16 protein-coding genes are annotated in these 12,544 nt (G+C 62.0%); 8 read left to right on the forward strand and 8 right to left on the reverse strand.

Going from position 1 to position 12,544, the window contains the following annotated elements:
* Positions 1-70 precede the first annotated feature (70 nt).
* Positions 71-1,552, forward strand: a complete 1,482-nt coding sequence (gene purF / locus L2A60_RS04165) for an amidophosphoribosyltransferase (protein WP_235703110.1) — start codon at positions 71-73, stop codon at positions 1,550-1,552.
* Positions 1,553-1,628: 76 nt separating this feature from the next.
* Positions 1,629-2,252 carry a peptide-methionine (S)-S-oxide reductase MsrA gene (msrA, locus tag L2A60_RS04170; protein WP_235703111.1) on the forward strand — a complete coding sequence of 208 codons (624 nt, stop codon included), beginning with the start codon at positions 1,629-1,631 and terminating at the stop codon, positions 2,250-2,252.
* A 37-nt stretch (positions 2,253-2,289) separates the two neighbouring features.
* Here the strand turns inward: msrA and L2A60_RS04175 are convergent, their stop codons facing one another.
* On the reverse strand, positions 2,290-2,547 hold the full coding sequence (locus L2A60_RS04175) for a DUF1150 family protein (RefSeq protein ID WP_235703112.1): 258 nt from the start codon (positions 2,545-2,547) through the stop codon (positions 2,290-2,292).
* 5 nt (positions 2,548-2,552) lie between these two features.
* Positions 2,553-3,053, reverse strand: coding sequence for an Hsp20 family protein (locus L2A60_RS04180; RefSeq protein WP_235703113.1), 501 nt, complete (start codon positions 3,051-3,053; stop codon positions 2,553-2,555).
* A 126-nt stretch (positions 3,054-3,179) separates the two neighbouring features.
* On the opposite strand from L2A60_RS04180, the gene def reads away from it, so the two are divergent.
* The 5 genes from def to L2A60_RS04205 all read left to right on the forward strand — a co-directional run bounded on the left by def (position 3,180) and on the right by L2A60_RS04205 (position 6,697).
* Positions 3,180-3,740 carry a peptide deformylase gene (gene def, locus L2A60_RS04185; RefSeq protein ID WP_235703114.1) on the forward strand — a complete coding sequence of 187 codons (561 nt, stop codon included), beginning with the start codon at positions 3,180-3,182 and terminating at the stop codon, positions 3,738-3,740.
* The gene (gene fmt, locus L2A60_RS04190) at positions 3,740-4,642 is read left to right on the forward strand and encodes a methionyl-tRNA formyltransferase (protein WP_235703115.1); all 903 of its coding nucleotides are present in this window, start codon (positions 3,740-3,742) and stop codon (positions 4,640-4,642) included. Before def ends, fmt begins: the two co-directional genes overlap by 1 nt.
* The gene (gene truA, locus L2A60_RS04195) at positions 4,639-5,409 is read left to right on the forward strand and encodes a tRNA pseudouridine(38-40) synthase TruA (protein WP_235703116.1); all 771 of its coding nucleotides are present in this window, start codon (positions 4,639-4,641) and stop codon (positions 5,407-5,409) included. Before fmt ends, truA begins: the two co-directional genes overlap by 4 nt.
* Positions 5,410-5,502: 93 nt before the next feature.
* Entirely contained in the window at positions 5,503-6,042 is a 540-nt protein-coding gene (gene infC, locus L2A60_RS04200) for a translation initiation factor IF-3 (protein ID WP_235703168.1), read from the forward strand.
* A gap of 13 nt (positions 6,043-6,055) precedes the next feature.
* Entirely contained in the window at positions 6,056-6,697 is a 642-nt protein-coding gene (locus L2A60_RS04205) for a phosphorylase family protein (protein WP_235703117.1), read from the forward strand.
* Here the strand turns inward: L2A60_RS04205 and L2A60_RS04210 are convergent.
* The 6 genes from L2A60_RS04210 to L2A60_RS04235 all read right to left on the reverse strand — a co-directional run bounded on the left by L2A60_RS04210 (position 6,675) and on the right by L2A60_RS04235 (position 11,675).
* Complete coding sequence (locus L2A60_RS04210) at positions 6,675-7,481, reverse strand: exodeoxyribonuclease III (RefSeq protein ID WP_235703118.1); 807 nt, start codon at positions 7,479-7,481, stop codon at positions 6,675-6,677. The genes L2A60_RS04205 and L2A60_RS04210 overlap by 23 nt on opposite strands.
* A complete protein-coding gene (locus tag L2A60_RS04215; protein ID WP_235703119.1) occupies positions 7,478-8,161 on the reverse strand; it encodes a fumarylacetoacetate hydrolase family protein in 684 nt (227 codons plus the stop codon). The genes L2A60_RS04210 and L2A60_RS04215 overlap by 4 nt, the downstream gene beginning before the upstream one ends.
* A gap of 16 nt (positions 8,162-8,177) precedes the next feature.
* A complete protein-coding gene (locus L2A60_RS04220) occupies positions 8,178-8,951 on the reverse strand; it encodes a gamma-glutamyl-gamma-aminobutyrate hydrolase family protein (protein ID WP_235703120.1) in 774 nt (257 codons plus the stop codon).
* An 88-nt stretch (positions 8,952-9,039) separates the two neighbouring features.
* Positions 9,040-9,639 carry a LolA family protein gene (locus tag L2A60_RS04225; protein WP_235703121.1) on the reverse strand — a complete coding sequence of 200 codons (600 nt, stop codon included), beginning with the start codon at positions 9,637-9,639 and terminating at the stop codon, positions 9,040-9,042.
* A 42-nt stretch (positions 9,640-9,681) separates the two neighbouring features.
* A complete protein-coding gene (locus L2A60_RS04230; protein ID WP_235703122.1) occupies positions 9,682-10,071 on the reverse strand; it encodes a MarR family transcriptional regulator in 390 nt (129 codons plus the stop codon).
* A gap of 215 nt (positions 10,072-10,286) precedes the next feature.
* Positions 10,287-11,675, reverse strand: a complete 1,389-nt coding sequence (locus L2A60_RS04235) for a leucyl aminopeptidase family protein (RefSeq protein WP_235703123.1) — start codon at positions 11,673-11,675, stop codon at positions 10,287-10,289.
* Between the two features lie 120 nt (positions 11,676-11,795).
* Between L2A60_RS04235 and L2A60_RS04240 the strand changes: the two genes are divergently transcribed.
* Entirely contained in the window at positions 11,796-12,539 is a 744-nt protein-coding gene (locus tag L2A60_RS04240) for a DUF1223 domain-containing protein (RefSeq protein ID WP_235703124.1), read from the forward strand.
* The last annotated feature ends 5 nt before the right edge of the window (positions 12,540-12,544 follow it).

The raw sequence follows: 12,544 nt of genomic DNA on the forward strand, positions 1-12,544 counted from the left end.
TCCGCATATCCTCGACAGGACAGGGGCGGCGCATTAGATCAAAGTCTCCTGTCGTAAAGGACATGGTGGCGTGACCCAGCCTGATATTTCGCCGATCGCTTTCGATGACGACAAGTTCCACGAGGAATGCGGCGTCATCGGCGTGTGGAACGTGACCGATGCCGCGGCGATCACGGCGCTCGGGTTGCACGCGCTTCAGCATCGCGGCCAGGAAGCGACCGGGATCGTCACCCATGACGGGGTCCGGTTTCATGCCCATAAAGGGCTCGGCCTGGTGGGCGATAATTACAGCGACGCCAAGGTCATGGCCGGGCTGCCGGGCACCAGGGCGATCGGGCACAACCGCTACGCGACCACGGGAGCGACGCTGCTTCGCAACGTCCAGCCACTCTTCGCCGATTTCGAATTCGGCGGGCTTGCGGTCGGGCATAACGGCAACCTGACCAATGCACACACGCTGAAGCAGGCGCTGGTGCGGCGCGGCTGCCTGTTCCAGTCCACGACCGATTCGGAAGTCTTCGTTCATCTTATCGCGATCAGCCTGTATGCGACTGTGCTCGACCGGCTGATCGACGCGCTGAAGCAGGTCACCGGCGCCTATTCCCTGGTCGCATTGACCAACGACATGCTGATCGGCGTGCGTGATCCGCTCGGTGTGCGGCCGCTCATCCTGGGCCGGATCAACGGTGCGGACGGGGCCAATCCCGGCTGGGTGCTCGCGTCTGAAAGCTGCGCGCTCGACATGGTCGGCGCCGAATTCGTGCGCGATATCGAGCCCGGCGAAATTGTCGCGATCGATCGGGCCGGAATTCGCAGCCTCAAGCCCTTCGCGCCGCAGAAGCCGCGCTTTTGTGTGTTCGAATATATCTATTTCGCCCGCCCGGATTCCATGATGGAGGGCAGTTCGGTCTATGCGGCGCGCAAGCGGATTGGTCGTGAACTGGCTCGTGAATCGCCGATCGAGGCCGACCTGATCGTGCCGGTGCCGGATTCGGGCGTGCCCGCCGCGATGGGATTCGCCGAGCAAAGCGGCGTGCCGTTCGAACTCGGCATCATCCGCAACCATTATGTCGGGCGCACCTTCATCGAACCGACCGACCAGATCCGGCATCTTGGGGTCCGGCTCAAGCATTCGGCAAATCGAGCCATTCTGGAAGGCAAACGGGTCGTGCTGGTCGATGATTCGATCGTGCGCGGCACGACATCGCAGAAAATCGTGGAGATGGTGCGCGGGGCCGGCGCGCACGAGGTGCATCTCAGAATCTCGTCGCCTCCCACCACCCATTCCTGCTTTTACGGCATCGATACGCCCGAGCGGGGCAAGCTGCTCGCCGCGCGCAACAGCGTCGCGGAGATGGCCAAGCTGATCGGCGCCGACAGCCTCGCTTTCGTATCGATGGAGGGCCTCTATCGCGCGCTTGGGCGCCCAGGGCGCGATCCCAAATCGCCGGCCTATTGCGATGCATGCTTCAGCGGCGACTATCCGATTCCCCTGACCGATCATGCCGAACCGCGCGAGACGCAGCTATCGCTGCTGGCCGAACTGGCGTAGCGGTGCTCGGGAGAGCCCTGCAAAATCGTTCCTGCCGCGCTATATCCCGGTGATGTTCAACAAAGCCAAGACCATCATGCCGTCCGCCGCCGAGGCCTTGCCCGGCCGGGCGGCAGCAATGCCGGTTCCCGAGTTCCATTACGTCAGTGGCGCCCGAATGGAAGAGCCTTATCCGAGCGGTTCGGAAATGGCTCTGTTCGGACTCGGATGTTTCTGGGGTGCCGAGCGCAAATTCTGGCAGACGCCGGGTGTTCTCGTTACCGCCGTCGGTTATGCCGGCGGGTTCACGCCTAATCCCACCTATGAGGAGGTCTGTTCAGGCCGGACCGGCCACGCCGAAATGGTGTTGGTCGTGTTCGATCCGTCGGTCATTGGTTACGAGGCATTGCTGAAGATTTTCTGGGAAAACCACGATCCCACCCAGGGCATGCGCCAGGGCGGTGATATCGGCACCCAATATCGCTCCACGATCTACACGTTCAGCGATTCCCAGCTCCAGGCGGCGCGGGACTCACGGGTTGCTTACCAGCGGCGCCTTTCCGATTCGGGATTTGGCACAATCACGACCGAAATAAGCCCCGCCCCGCCGTTCTCCTTCGCGGAGGAGTATCACCAGCAATATCTAGCGAAGAACCCAAACGGGTATTGCGGTCTTGGCGGTACCGGTGTGTCCTGCCCGATCGGATTGACCGCGTCGTAAGACGACGAGCCGTCGCAGGCTCGTCGTCGATGGTCGGTCAATGCACCGAAACTGGCGCCATTTCGTTCTGGACGATTGCCGCCCGCGCCAGATTGCCGTCGCTGGCGATGGCGATCGGCGTTCCGTTTGCCGCGAAAACCCCAAAGGCGGGGCCGTTCTGGGTCATGATCGGGCGGACATAGGCAATCTGCTCAAGGCCGAGTTCGGCCAGTTGAGCTTCGGTCATGTTGTGAGGATCGAAAAACGCCCTGAACGGAAACGCTTCGGTCGAGCCGTCATGGGTCTTGATGTTCATCGTCGTTACTCCTGTTCTCCGTCACGCTCGAACATCCGCGTCTTCAGCGTGTCGCCGTCCAGCGACCGCGCGGGACCGAACCCGCCTTGCGCGTTGGCGCCTTTCTTGATGGCAATGGTGCGAATTTTCGCCTCGGGCAGCGGTCGGACGAGATCGATGTGAAGCAGCCCATTATCGAGCCATGCCCCTTTAACCTCGATTCCCTCGGCCAGAACGAAAGCGCGCTGGAATTGCCGCGCCGCGATACCCCGGTGAAGAAAAATCCGTCCCTGAATGTCGTCGCTTTGTCGGCCCCGGATGACAAGCTGATTGTCTTCCTGGGTGATTTGCAGGTCGTCCATGGTGAATCCGGCGACGGCGACGGTGATTCGCAGGCTGGTCGTGCTGAGCTGTTCGATATTGTAGGGCGGATAGCCTTCCGATGATGTCTTGGCGGCACGCTCGATCACCTGTTCGAGATGATCGAACCCGAGAAACAGTGGCGATGTAAAAACCCGTGTTGTCATAGCCTCCTCCTTTCGAGCGAGACAAACGAAGCCCATAAGGCACTCCGGTAATCAGGATTTGGGCATAAATATCCGATTTTGCAAGCGCCGATTGATCGTGTGGCGGGGCAGGGGTAAATCGCGCGCATGAGTGAACGCAACGAACCGCGGAGCGATGATATTCCGCCGATCCTGATCGTCCCCGACAAGAGGCTGCGGATGAAGGCACGGAAGATCGTCCCGGCCGACCGCGCCGAGGCGGCCCGGATCATCCCCGGCATGTTCGCGGCCATGTATAAGGCTCCCGGCATTGGGCTTGCGGCAACCCAGATCGGCGTTCCGCTCAGGCTCGTGGTGCTCGACCTTGGACCGGACGGGGAGCCGGTGCCGCTGGTGCTGATCAACCCGGAAATTACCCATGAAAGCGTCGAACAGGTTACGCGCGAGGAAGGCTGTCTGTCATTGCCGGGCCAATACGCCGATGTGACACGCCCGGCACGGATCACCGCCAGTTTCGAGGATCTGGAGGGCAAGCGTCATACGATCGACGCCGACGGATTGCTCGCCGCCTGCATCCAACACGAGATCGACCATCTCGACGGTATCCTGTTCGTCGATCATCTCTCCGCACTCAAACGCAATATCCTGCTCCGCAAGCTCGCGAAGGAGCAGCGCGAAAAAGCCGATACCGGCAAGCGCGCTCTCTGATGAGGCTCGCGTTCATGGGCTCGCCGGATTTCGCCGTCCCGGCGCTGGAGGCGTTGCACGGCGCGGGCTATGACTTGGTTGCAGCCTATTGCCAGCCACCAAGGCCGGCCGGGCGCGGCCATCGGCTTGCCAAGTGCGCCGTTCATGTCGCGGCGGAGCGGTTCGGCATTCCGGTGCGCAACCCGACGCGGTTGCGCCACAATGCGGACGAACTAGCCTATTTTCAATCGCTTGGCCTGGATGTCGCGGTGGTCGCCGCCTATGGCCTGATCCTGCCTGCGGATTTTCTCGACACGCCGAAGCGTGGCTGCCTCAACATTCACGCAAGTCTGCTGCCGCACTGGCGCGGCGCGGCACCGATCCATGCGGCGATCCTCGCGGGCGAAGCCGAGACCGGCATCACCATCATGCAAATGGATCAAGGTCTGGATACTGGCCCGATCCTGCTCACCGAATCCGTGACAATCGGCTCGGCGGAAACGACAGCCACATTGCACGATCGTCTGGCCGCACTTGGCGCACGGCTGATCCTGCGCGCACTTGCCGAAACACCGGCACCGCGGCCGCAGCCCGAACCGGCGACCTATGCGCCCAAATTATCCCGCATGGATGCGCTGATCGATTGGGCAGCACCGGCGGATGCCATCGAACGGCGAGTTCGTGCCTTTACGCCCTGGCCGGGGACCGAGACGCGCCTGGAGGGCAAAACCCTCAAGATTCTGGCAGTCGAACCTGCAGAGGGGTGCGGCGATCCGGGGACGGTGCTCGATGACCGGCTGACCGTTGCCTGCGGGAGGGGTACGTTGCGACCCACCATGGTTCAGCGAGCGGGCCGCGCCGCGATGCCGACGGAGGCATTCCTCCGCGGCTATAAAGTACCGCCGGGAACTAAGCTGGGATGACCCTCTGGGCGTTGAAGCTGGAATATGACGGCAGGGGATTCGTCGGTTGGCAACGGCAGGTCAATGGATTGTCGGTGCAGGAAGTACTCGAACAGGCGGCATCCCGCCTATGTAATGGAGTCGTGCCGGCGAGCGTGATAGCGGGACGAACCGATGCCGGGGTTCATGCCGCCGCACAGGTCGCCCGGATCGACCTGCCCGACGGGCTGACCGCAAGGGCGGTGCGCGAGGCGCTGAATTTCCACATGAAGCCGCATCCGATCGTCGTGCTCGCGGTGGCCCCGCCGCCGAATGCCGATTGGAACCCGCGATTTTCCGCGATCGGCCGGGATTATCGCTACCTGATCCTGAACCGAGCCGCGCGTCCGGCGCTGGAGGCCGGTTTGGTATGGCACGTGAAGCAGGTACTCGATGCCGATGCCATGCATCGTGCCGCCCAGTCGCTGCTGGGCCGGCATGATTTTACCAGTTTTCGCGCGGCCGCGTGCCAAGCCCCATCGCCATTGCGCACTCTCGACCGGCTCGATGTGCAGCGGGTCGGTAATCGCGTCATCATCGATGCGTCGGCGCGCAGCTTCCTGCATCACCAGGTTCGCAATATGGTTGGCACGTTGAAACTGGTGGGCGAGGGGCGTTGGCCGGAAACCAGGGTTGCGGCCGCGCTTGCCGCATGCGACCGCTCCGCCGCGGGCCCCACTGCGCCGCCGGACGGCCTGACCTTGATGGAAGTTCGTTACCCGCGAGACCCGTTCGGTACCCAGCAATGAGGCCGGGTGGGCTTGTTCTGTTGCTTCCGCTCGCCGATATCGTCTAGAGCTTCCAACATAAAATTGATTCCGAAACCACCACAGGAGAGCGACATAGCCAGACTACCTGCTCCGCCGACCCCGCCTAGCCGCGAAGGGCCGCGCGTCAATGAGGATATTCGTGTGCCGCAGGTCCGATTGATCGACCAGGACGGCGAAATGATGGGTGTTTTGAGCACCAGGGAAGCGCAACGCCGCGCCACCGAGGTTGGTCTCGACCTCGTCGAAATCAGCCCGAACGCCGACCCGCCGGTCTGCAAGCTGCTCGATTACGGCAAGTTCAAATACGAGCAGCAGAAAAAGAAGAACGAAGCGCGCAAAAAGCAGAAAGTGATCGAGATCAAGGAGATCAAGGTTCGCCCGAATATCGACGAGAACGATTATCAGGTGAAGCTGCGTGCCATGAAGAGCTTCATCGGCGAGGGCGACAAGGTCAAGGTGACGCTTCGGTTCCGCGGCCGGGAAATGGCGCATCAGGAGCTTGGCGTGAAGGTTCTCGAACGGATTCGCGTCGATATGGAAATCGATACCAAGGTCGAGCAGATGCCGAAAATGGAGAACCGGCAGATGGTCATGGTGCTCAGCCCTCGCTGAGCATTTCCGTCAGGTGACGATCGGGTTTGTCACGGGATTGGCTGCCGAGGCGCGCCTGCTTGCAGGCGTGTCGCGGTTTGTCGGCATTGGTGGCGGCACGCCGGAAGGTGCTGCCACGGAAGCGGAACGCCTGATCGGTCTGGGAGCGGCCGGGCTGATCAGTTTCGGTCTGGCGGGCGGCCTTGATCCTGCTTTGCCGCCGGGGTTTCTTCTGGTTCCGCAACGGATCGTCGAGCAGGACTCCACGTACGAATGCGACCCGAGATTGATCGAAAAGATCGGCGGAGTCACGGTGGGATTGCTCCTGGGCGGCGATGCCGTCGCGGCGACGATCGCCGCAAAGGCGGCATTGTTCGGCGGAACAGGGGCTTCGGCAATCGACCTTGAATCCGGTGCCATCGCTCGGGTAGCTCGGGCGCACGGCGTTCCGTTCGCCGTGCTGCGCGCCGTCGCCGATCCGGCATGGCGCGATCTGCCCGCAGCGGCGATCATTGCCCTTGACCATGCGGGACGGATTGCCATCGGCCGGATTGCCTTGAGCATCGCGCGACAACCAGGCCAGTTGCCGGCTCTCATGACCTTGGCGCGCGACGCGGCAAAAGCGCGCAGCACCTTGCTCGAGCGGGTCAGGGTCAGATTTTCAACGTCACCGTGACGGGGACGTGATCGGACCCGCGGGGCCAATCGCGCGCATCCTTATGGATGGTGTAGCTCTGCAACGCGGATTCGAGGTCTTGGGAAACCCAGACGTGATCGAGCCGCCGTCCGCGGTCGGAGGCCCGCCAGTCGCGGTTCCGGTAGGACCACCACGTATAGAGTTTCCGGTCGGGTGGGACGAAGTGCCGGACGGCGTCGACGAATCCCTGGGCGCGCCAGGCATTCAGCCCCTCGGTTTCGGGCGGGGTGTGGCTGACGACATCGAGTAACTGCTTATGACTCCAGACGTCGTTTTCCAAGGGCGCGATGTTCAGATCGCCGACTAGGATGGAGCGGCTGGGCGGCGCTTCCGCGAAATGAGCGCGCGCTTCGGCAATGAAGTCCAGCTTGTGGCCGTATTTCGGATTGGCGTCGCGATCCGGGATGTCGCCGCCGGCCGGGACATAGAAATTATGCAGCAGGATCGGCACCTTGCCGGTTTCGACATAGGCAGCAAGATGCCGGCAATCGGATTTCAGGCACCAGTCCGGGGTATCCTCGACCGGCGACAGCTTCAGGCGGGAAAAGACCGCGACGCCGTTATAGCCCTTCATGCCCCGATGCAGCACATGGGGCAGGCCCAGCCGTTCGCCCAGATCAGCGGGAAACAACGGATCTGGGACCTTGGTTTCCTGCAGACAGATGATGTCCGGCTTGGCGTCGTTTACCAGAAGAGGCAGCAGATCCTGGCGCAGGCGAACGGAATTGATGTTCCACGTGGAGATTGTGAGCGTGGCGTTCATTCCACCCGAAAGGCGAAGCCGCCAATTCCCTCGATATCGGCCGCGAGGGAATCGCCGCGCTCCACGGCACCGACGCCCTCGGGCGTTCCGGTAAAAATCAGATCGCCCGGCTTCAGGATGACCAGATTGGAGAGGAATGCGATGATATCGGGCACCGGCCATATCATGTCGGCAAGGTTGCCGTCCTGGCGCAGCTTCCCGTTTATGGTGAGCGAGATGCGGCCGGAAGCCGGATGCCCGATTCGTGCCGCCGGGGTGATCGTGCCGATTGGAGCCGATTCGTCGAAACCCTTGCTCATGTCCCAGGGTCGGCGCAAGGATTTAGCTTCGTCCTGCATATCGCGCCGGGTCAGATCGACGCCGGCGGCATACCCGTAGACATGATCGAGTGCGCTGGCCACGGGAATGGCCGCGCCGCCGTGGCTGATCGCGATGACCAGTTCGACCTCGTGGTGCAGCGATCGCGTCGCGGGGGGGAAGGCGACCATTGCCTGTGTCACCAGCGCGTCGGCCGGTTTGGTGAAGAAGAACGGCGGCTCGCGATCGGGATCGGCGCCCATTTCCCTGGCATGGACCGCATAGTTGCGTCCGACGCAAAACACCCGGCGGACCGGAAATAATCCTCCGCCCGCCACGGGAACGGTCGAAACCGGCGGCGGTTCGATTACGAAATCAGCCATTCATCCCCCAAACATTCTATGCGGCCGCGACTTTTCGTTCCAGGTTGCGAACCGCCTCGCCGAAACTTTTAAAAATACGATGTGACGCGACATCCTTATCGAAATCGTATTCGGGATGCCACTGCACGCCGAGCAGATAACCGGCTCCGGTCCCGCTGACCGCTTCGATCGTACCGTCGATTGCCCGAGCTTCGACCAACAGGCCGGAAGCAAGGCGATCGATGCCTTGATTATGAAGGGAATTCACCGGGAGCGAGTCTGTCACGACCAATCGTTCGAGTGCGCCGCCGGGAACGAGGATGACGCGATGCGCTTTTCCCGTGCGAACCGGCGCATGGGGCTGCATCGGCGTCGAGTGGTCGATTCGGCCGGGAAGATCCTGGAGTCTCTGGTGCAGCGTGCCGCCCAGCGCGACGTTCAACTCCTGCAACCCGCGACAGATCGCGAGAACCGGCATCCCGCGTTCGATCGCCCCGCGCACCAAAGGCAGCGTGACATGGTCCCGTTCGGGGTCTTCGGGTGCGTCCTCCGGCGGCTGCGGCGGTCCGCCATAAAAGACGGCGGCGACATTGCTGCGGCTGCCGGTGAGAATCAGCCCATCGAGACGATCGAGCAACGTCGCGACATCCGCATGCGCGCCATTCGCCGGGATCAGCAAGGGAATTCCGCCAACCACCTCATCGACCGCCCGAACATAGGTGTCGGATGCCGCATGATTGATCATGCCGAAGACGCCAAACAGTTTTCGGCAACAGGAAATGCCGATCAACCGCGACGATCTGATTGTCATGATGGTTTCGTCGCAAATCCCGCCGATTTTGTCAGCCCTTTTTGATGTCGCGGCTGTGTTGCGGCAGGTGGGGAGGACGGGATTTCAATCAATTATGCGAGAATCCCTGGACATATTCGAAATCCTTGTCGGGAAACGGCTTGGTGGCGTGAAGATCGTACAGGCTGACCTGGGTGATCTGCCCCTGAGCGTCGGTAACCCGCCACTGGCGGAGTTCGAGAGGATCGGTGGAGAAAACCAGCGTTATATGACCTTGTGCCGCCTTGCCGGTGCGGATCAGCGTTACCTGAATTTCGCCGGGCGGCTGGGCAACCCGTGTCACGGTCACGGGCCCGGACAGTTGCACGGTCTTGGCGAGCAGAATTCCCAGAGGTGTCGATGACAGCGGAATATTGGTCGTCTGATTCAATTGCGGGTCATGATAGACGAGCAAGCCGAATCCCGCGACCAGCAGTTGCGGGTTCGGTTTGTCATATTGGAACCGCATCTTTCCGGGGCGTTGGACGATGGCCTTCCCCGTCCTTACCGATCCGTCGGGGCCGACCTGCATGAAGCGAGCTGTGATCGTTTTCAATCCGTTGAGATAAGCGGAAACCTGGGCCAACAGGGCCTGTGATCCGGTCACCGCCGGAGTGGCGCTGACACCATCCTGCATAGTCCCGATCAGACAAAGTCCGGCGATCATCATGCCGGCGGCGAATCGCCGGGCGGCCGATTTAAGGATCACGCTTCAGCCCGCGGCCGCCGGCCGGCGAGCGGAGATATCCCCATGCTGCTTCCCGTTGGCCACCAGTTCATTCATGACCGTCCTGATCTCGCGAAGAAACGCCGTGCCTTTGGTGGTGCGCTGTACCAGGACGCTGCGGCGGTCCGACGGATCCACTTTTCTCCGCGCAAGATCGAGATCGGACAATCGATCGAGCGCGCGCGTGATCGCCGGCTTCGAGACGTTCAATTGACCGGCCAAGCCCCGGACCGTGTGGGCGCCGTCATTCAAATAGCAGGTCAGGAACACGCCCAGTTGCCGGGCGGACAGATCAACCCCGTCCCGGCGCACCAGAGCGACAATGGTATCGCGAAGGATGCCGACCAGTTCGTCCGAAGTCATTTGCGTCGCCATAAAACACTCCTCTGTGATCCGTAGGCCGCCGATTTCATCGAAATGACCGGCGGATTTCCGAACTTCCGCGTGGGTGCGATCGTGGTCGCCTCATTGCCGCTTCGGAGCGACCGCCCCTCCATCAGGTATGAGACTTTGAAGGGGCGAACAAGACATTAAAACATGAAAACATTGCAACTCCGTTGCAAGACCCTCGGCCCCAATTTTGGCACAATCTAATCATTGCGAAGAGTGCAAAATGTTTCGATTGCCGTGAAGGCCGCGCGCAAACCTTGCGCCTCGCCGCCTTCGGGCCGGCCTGGCCGCGTTTGGTCGTTCCAGGCGTAAGTGTCGATATGCGCCCAAGGGATGGATTGTGGCACGAAACGTTCGAGAAAAAGCGCTGCGACAATCGCGCCGGCGAAGGGCTTCTGACTTACCGTGTTCAGGTCGGCGACGTTGCTGTCGAGCCAGGGCGCGTAATCCGCCCAGAGCGGCAGGCGCCAGAGCGGATCGCGAGCGCCGGTACCGGCGGCGATCAGCGCATTGGCGATCCCGTCGTCATTGGCGAACAACGCCGGAAGCTCGGGTCCGAGAGCGACGCGCGCGGCTCCGGTCAAGGTGGCGAAGTCGATCAGCCAGTCAGGTTTATCAGCGGCGGCATCGGCCAGGAGATCGGCCAGCACCAACCGGCCTTCCGCGTCGGTATTGCCGACTTCCACGGTCAAACCGGCCCGTGTATGCAGCACGTCGAGCGGCCGCATGGCTTGGCCCGATATACTGTTCTCGACGCAGCCGATCCGAACGTCGAGCCGAACCGGCAGATTTCTCGTCATGATCGCCTGTGCGAGGCCGAGCGCGATTGCCGCACCGCCCATGTCCTTTTTCATGCGGAGCATCGCAGCACTTGGCTTGATGTCGTAACCGCCGGTATCGAAGCAGACTCCTTTGCCGCAGAGCGAAATCAGCGGCAGGGCAGCGTTGTCCCGCCAGGAGAAGCGAAGCATCTGCGCCGCTCTCGACGAACCTGCCCCGACCGCGGCGAGGGCGGGATAACCCGCCTGCAAATCCGTTCCGGTCACGCGCTGAATGCGTCCGCCACATCGCGCAGCCAAGTCGGCAGCCGTATCGGCGAGTTCCGCCGGCCCAAGCAGGTTGGCCGGTGTGTTGATGAGGTCGCGGGCAAAGCAGATTGCTTCGGCAAGCGCTATCGATCGTCCCTCCGAGGGCGGCGTCACGATCCGCGCCGGGGTTTCCGTTCGGGGTTTCAGGCGGTCGAACCGGTAGGCTCCCATCGCCGCGCCAAGAATGGCCAAGTCGAGATCGTAATCGCCCGGCATCAGGCGCCAGATTGTCGCGGGGGGCAGTTGCGTCGCCAAACCGCCGAACGCCGCGGGCGAGCGATCTTCTCCAAGGCCGAGAATGGCACAAGCCAAGCCGTTTGCACCCGGAAGAATTACAACACTTTGTGCTTCGGCCTTGAAATGCTGTGCGCGGATGAACGCGACGGCGGAAGGATCATGGCTTGCCAGGAATGCATCGAGCCCCGCCGGGCGAACCGGATAGAGGGGTAAGGCGTCGTCGTCGGTTACGTCGAGTCCTGCCAGATGTGTCGCATGAGCCATTGATCGGTCCTTCGTCGGTATGGCTGCCAGGATTGTCCGTCGGCGCTCATGGCGCAAGCGTGATCGCGCGTCCCTGCTTTGTGTCTTGTGTTTACCCCGAACCCGCCGTTTCTTCGCGGCATGAGGCGCGCGTCAATCCTGGTTGCCGGATATGTTTGCCTGGCTGTCGCGCCGTGGCCGGCGTTTACGGCTATCGCCGCGGCACGGCCTGCTGCGAAGACCGTCCATTTCGTCGAATTCTATACCAGCGATGCATGTTCCAACTGCCTGCCGGCGGATAAGGCGGTTGCGGCCTCGGCCGGACGGCCCGGCCTTGTTCTCCTGAGTTTTCACGTGCCTTATTGGAACTATCTGGGCTGGGACGACAGGCTCGGCCTGCAGGCCGCTGTGGCGCGCCAGGAAGCCTATGCCCATCATTGGCGCTGGTCCGACATCTTTACCCCGCAGGTCATCGTCAATGGCCGGATCAGCGGAACCGGAAAATCGCCGGCCGACCTCGATCAGTTGATTGCCTCGGCGCAACCAATTCGCCGGCTCAGCATCAGGCCGGGCAAAAACAGTCTCAAGGTTGCTTTGCCCAAACTGTCCGGTGCGAACGGCTCCACCGTCTGGATCGCGGTTTTCGATCCCATGCGCATCGTCGCCGTGAGCCGTGGCGAGAATGCCGGCCATAGACTCGATGAGGTCGATGTCGTCCGCGACATCATGCCGATCGCCCATGTCGGCAAAATGCCCGATACTCTGTCAGTGGCGAGCGATGTGCTCGAACGCCATCGAGGGATCGCGGTTTTCCTGGAGCGGGGGCGAGGCGGCCCGGTGATCGCCGCGGGTGCGCTTGTATTGCCGTCCCGGCGTGTTCCGTAGGTCGC

The sequence above is a fragment of the Acidiphilium iwatense genome, from assembly GCF_021556475.1.
Classification (GTDB): domain Bacteria; phylum Pseudomonadota; class Alphaproteobacteria; order Acetobacterales; family Acetobacteraceae; genus Acidiphilium; species Acidiphilium iwatense.

Excerpts from the sequence above, each read along its gene's own strand:
- fmt (WP_235703115.1), top strand. The coding sequence starts at position 3,740 with ATGAGGCTCGCGTTCATGGGCTCGCCGGATTTCGCCGTCCCGGCGCTG.
- msrA (WP_235703111.1), top strand. The coding sequence starts at position 1,629 with ATGCCGTCCGCCGCCGAGGCCTTGCCCGGCCGGGCGGCAGCAATGCCG.
- L2A60_RS04235 (WP_235703123.1), bottom strand. The coding sequence starts at position 11,675 with ATGGCTCATGCGACACATCTGGCAGGACTCGACGTAACCGACGACGAC.
- def (WP_235703114.1), top strand. The coding sequence starts at position 3,180 with ATGAGTGAACGCAACGAACCGCGGAGCGATGATATTCCGCCGATCCTG.
- L2A60_RS04230 (WP_235703122.1), bottom strand. The coding sequence starts at position 10,071 with ATGGCGACGCAAATGACTTCGGACGAACTGGTCGGCATCCTTCGCGAT.
- L2A60_RS04175 (WP_235703112.1), bottom strand. The coding sequence starts at position 2,547 with ATGAACATCAAGACCCATGACGGCTCGACCGAAGCGTTTCCGTTCAGG.
- L2A60_RS04240 (WP_235703124.1), top strand. The coding sequence starts at position 11,796 with ATGAGGCGCGCGTCAATCCTGGTTGCCGGATATGTTTGCCTGGCTGTC.
- L2A60_RS04220 (WP_235703120.1), bottom strand. The coding sequence starts at position 8,951 with ATGACAATCAGATCGTCGCGGTTGATCGGCATTTCCTGTTGCCGAAAA.
- L2A60_RS04215 (WP_235703119.1), bottom strand. The coding sequence starts at position 8,161 with ATGGCTGATTTCGTAATCGAACCGCCGCCGGTTTCGACCGTTCCCGTG.
- L2A60_RS04180 (WP_235703113.1), bottom strand. The coding sequence starts at position 3,053 with ATGACAACACGGGTTTTTACATCGCCACTGTTTCTCGGGTTCGATCAT.
- L2A60_RS04210 (WP_235703118.1), bottom strand. The coding sequence starts at position 7,481 with ATGAACGCCACGCTCACAATCTCCACGTGGAACATCAATTCCGTTCGC.
- truA (WP_235703116.1), top strand. The coding sequence starts at position 4,639 with ATGACCCTCTGGGCGTTGAAGCTGGAATATGACGGCAGGGGATTCGTC.
- L2A60_RS04225 (WP_235703121.1), bottom strand. The coding sequence starts at position 9,639 with ATGATGATCGCCGGACTTTGTCTGATCGGGACTATGCAGGATGGTGTC.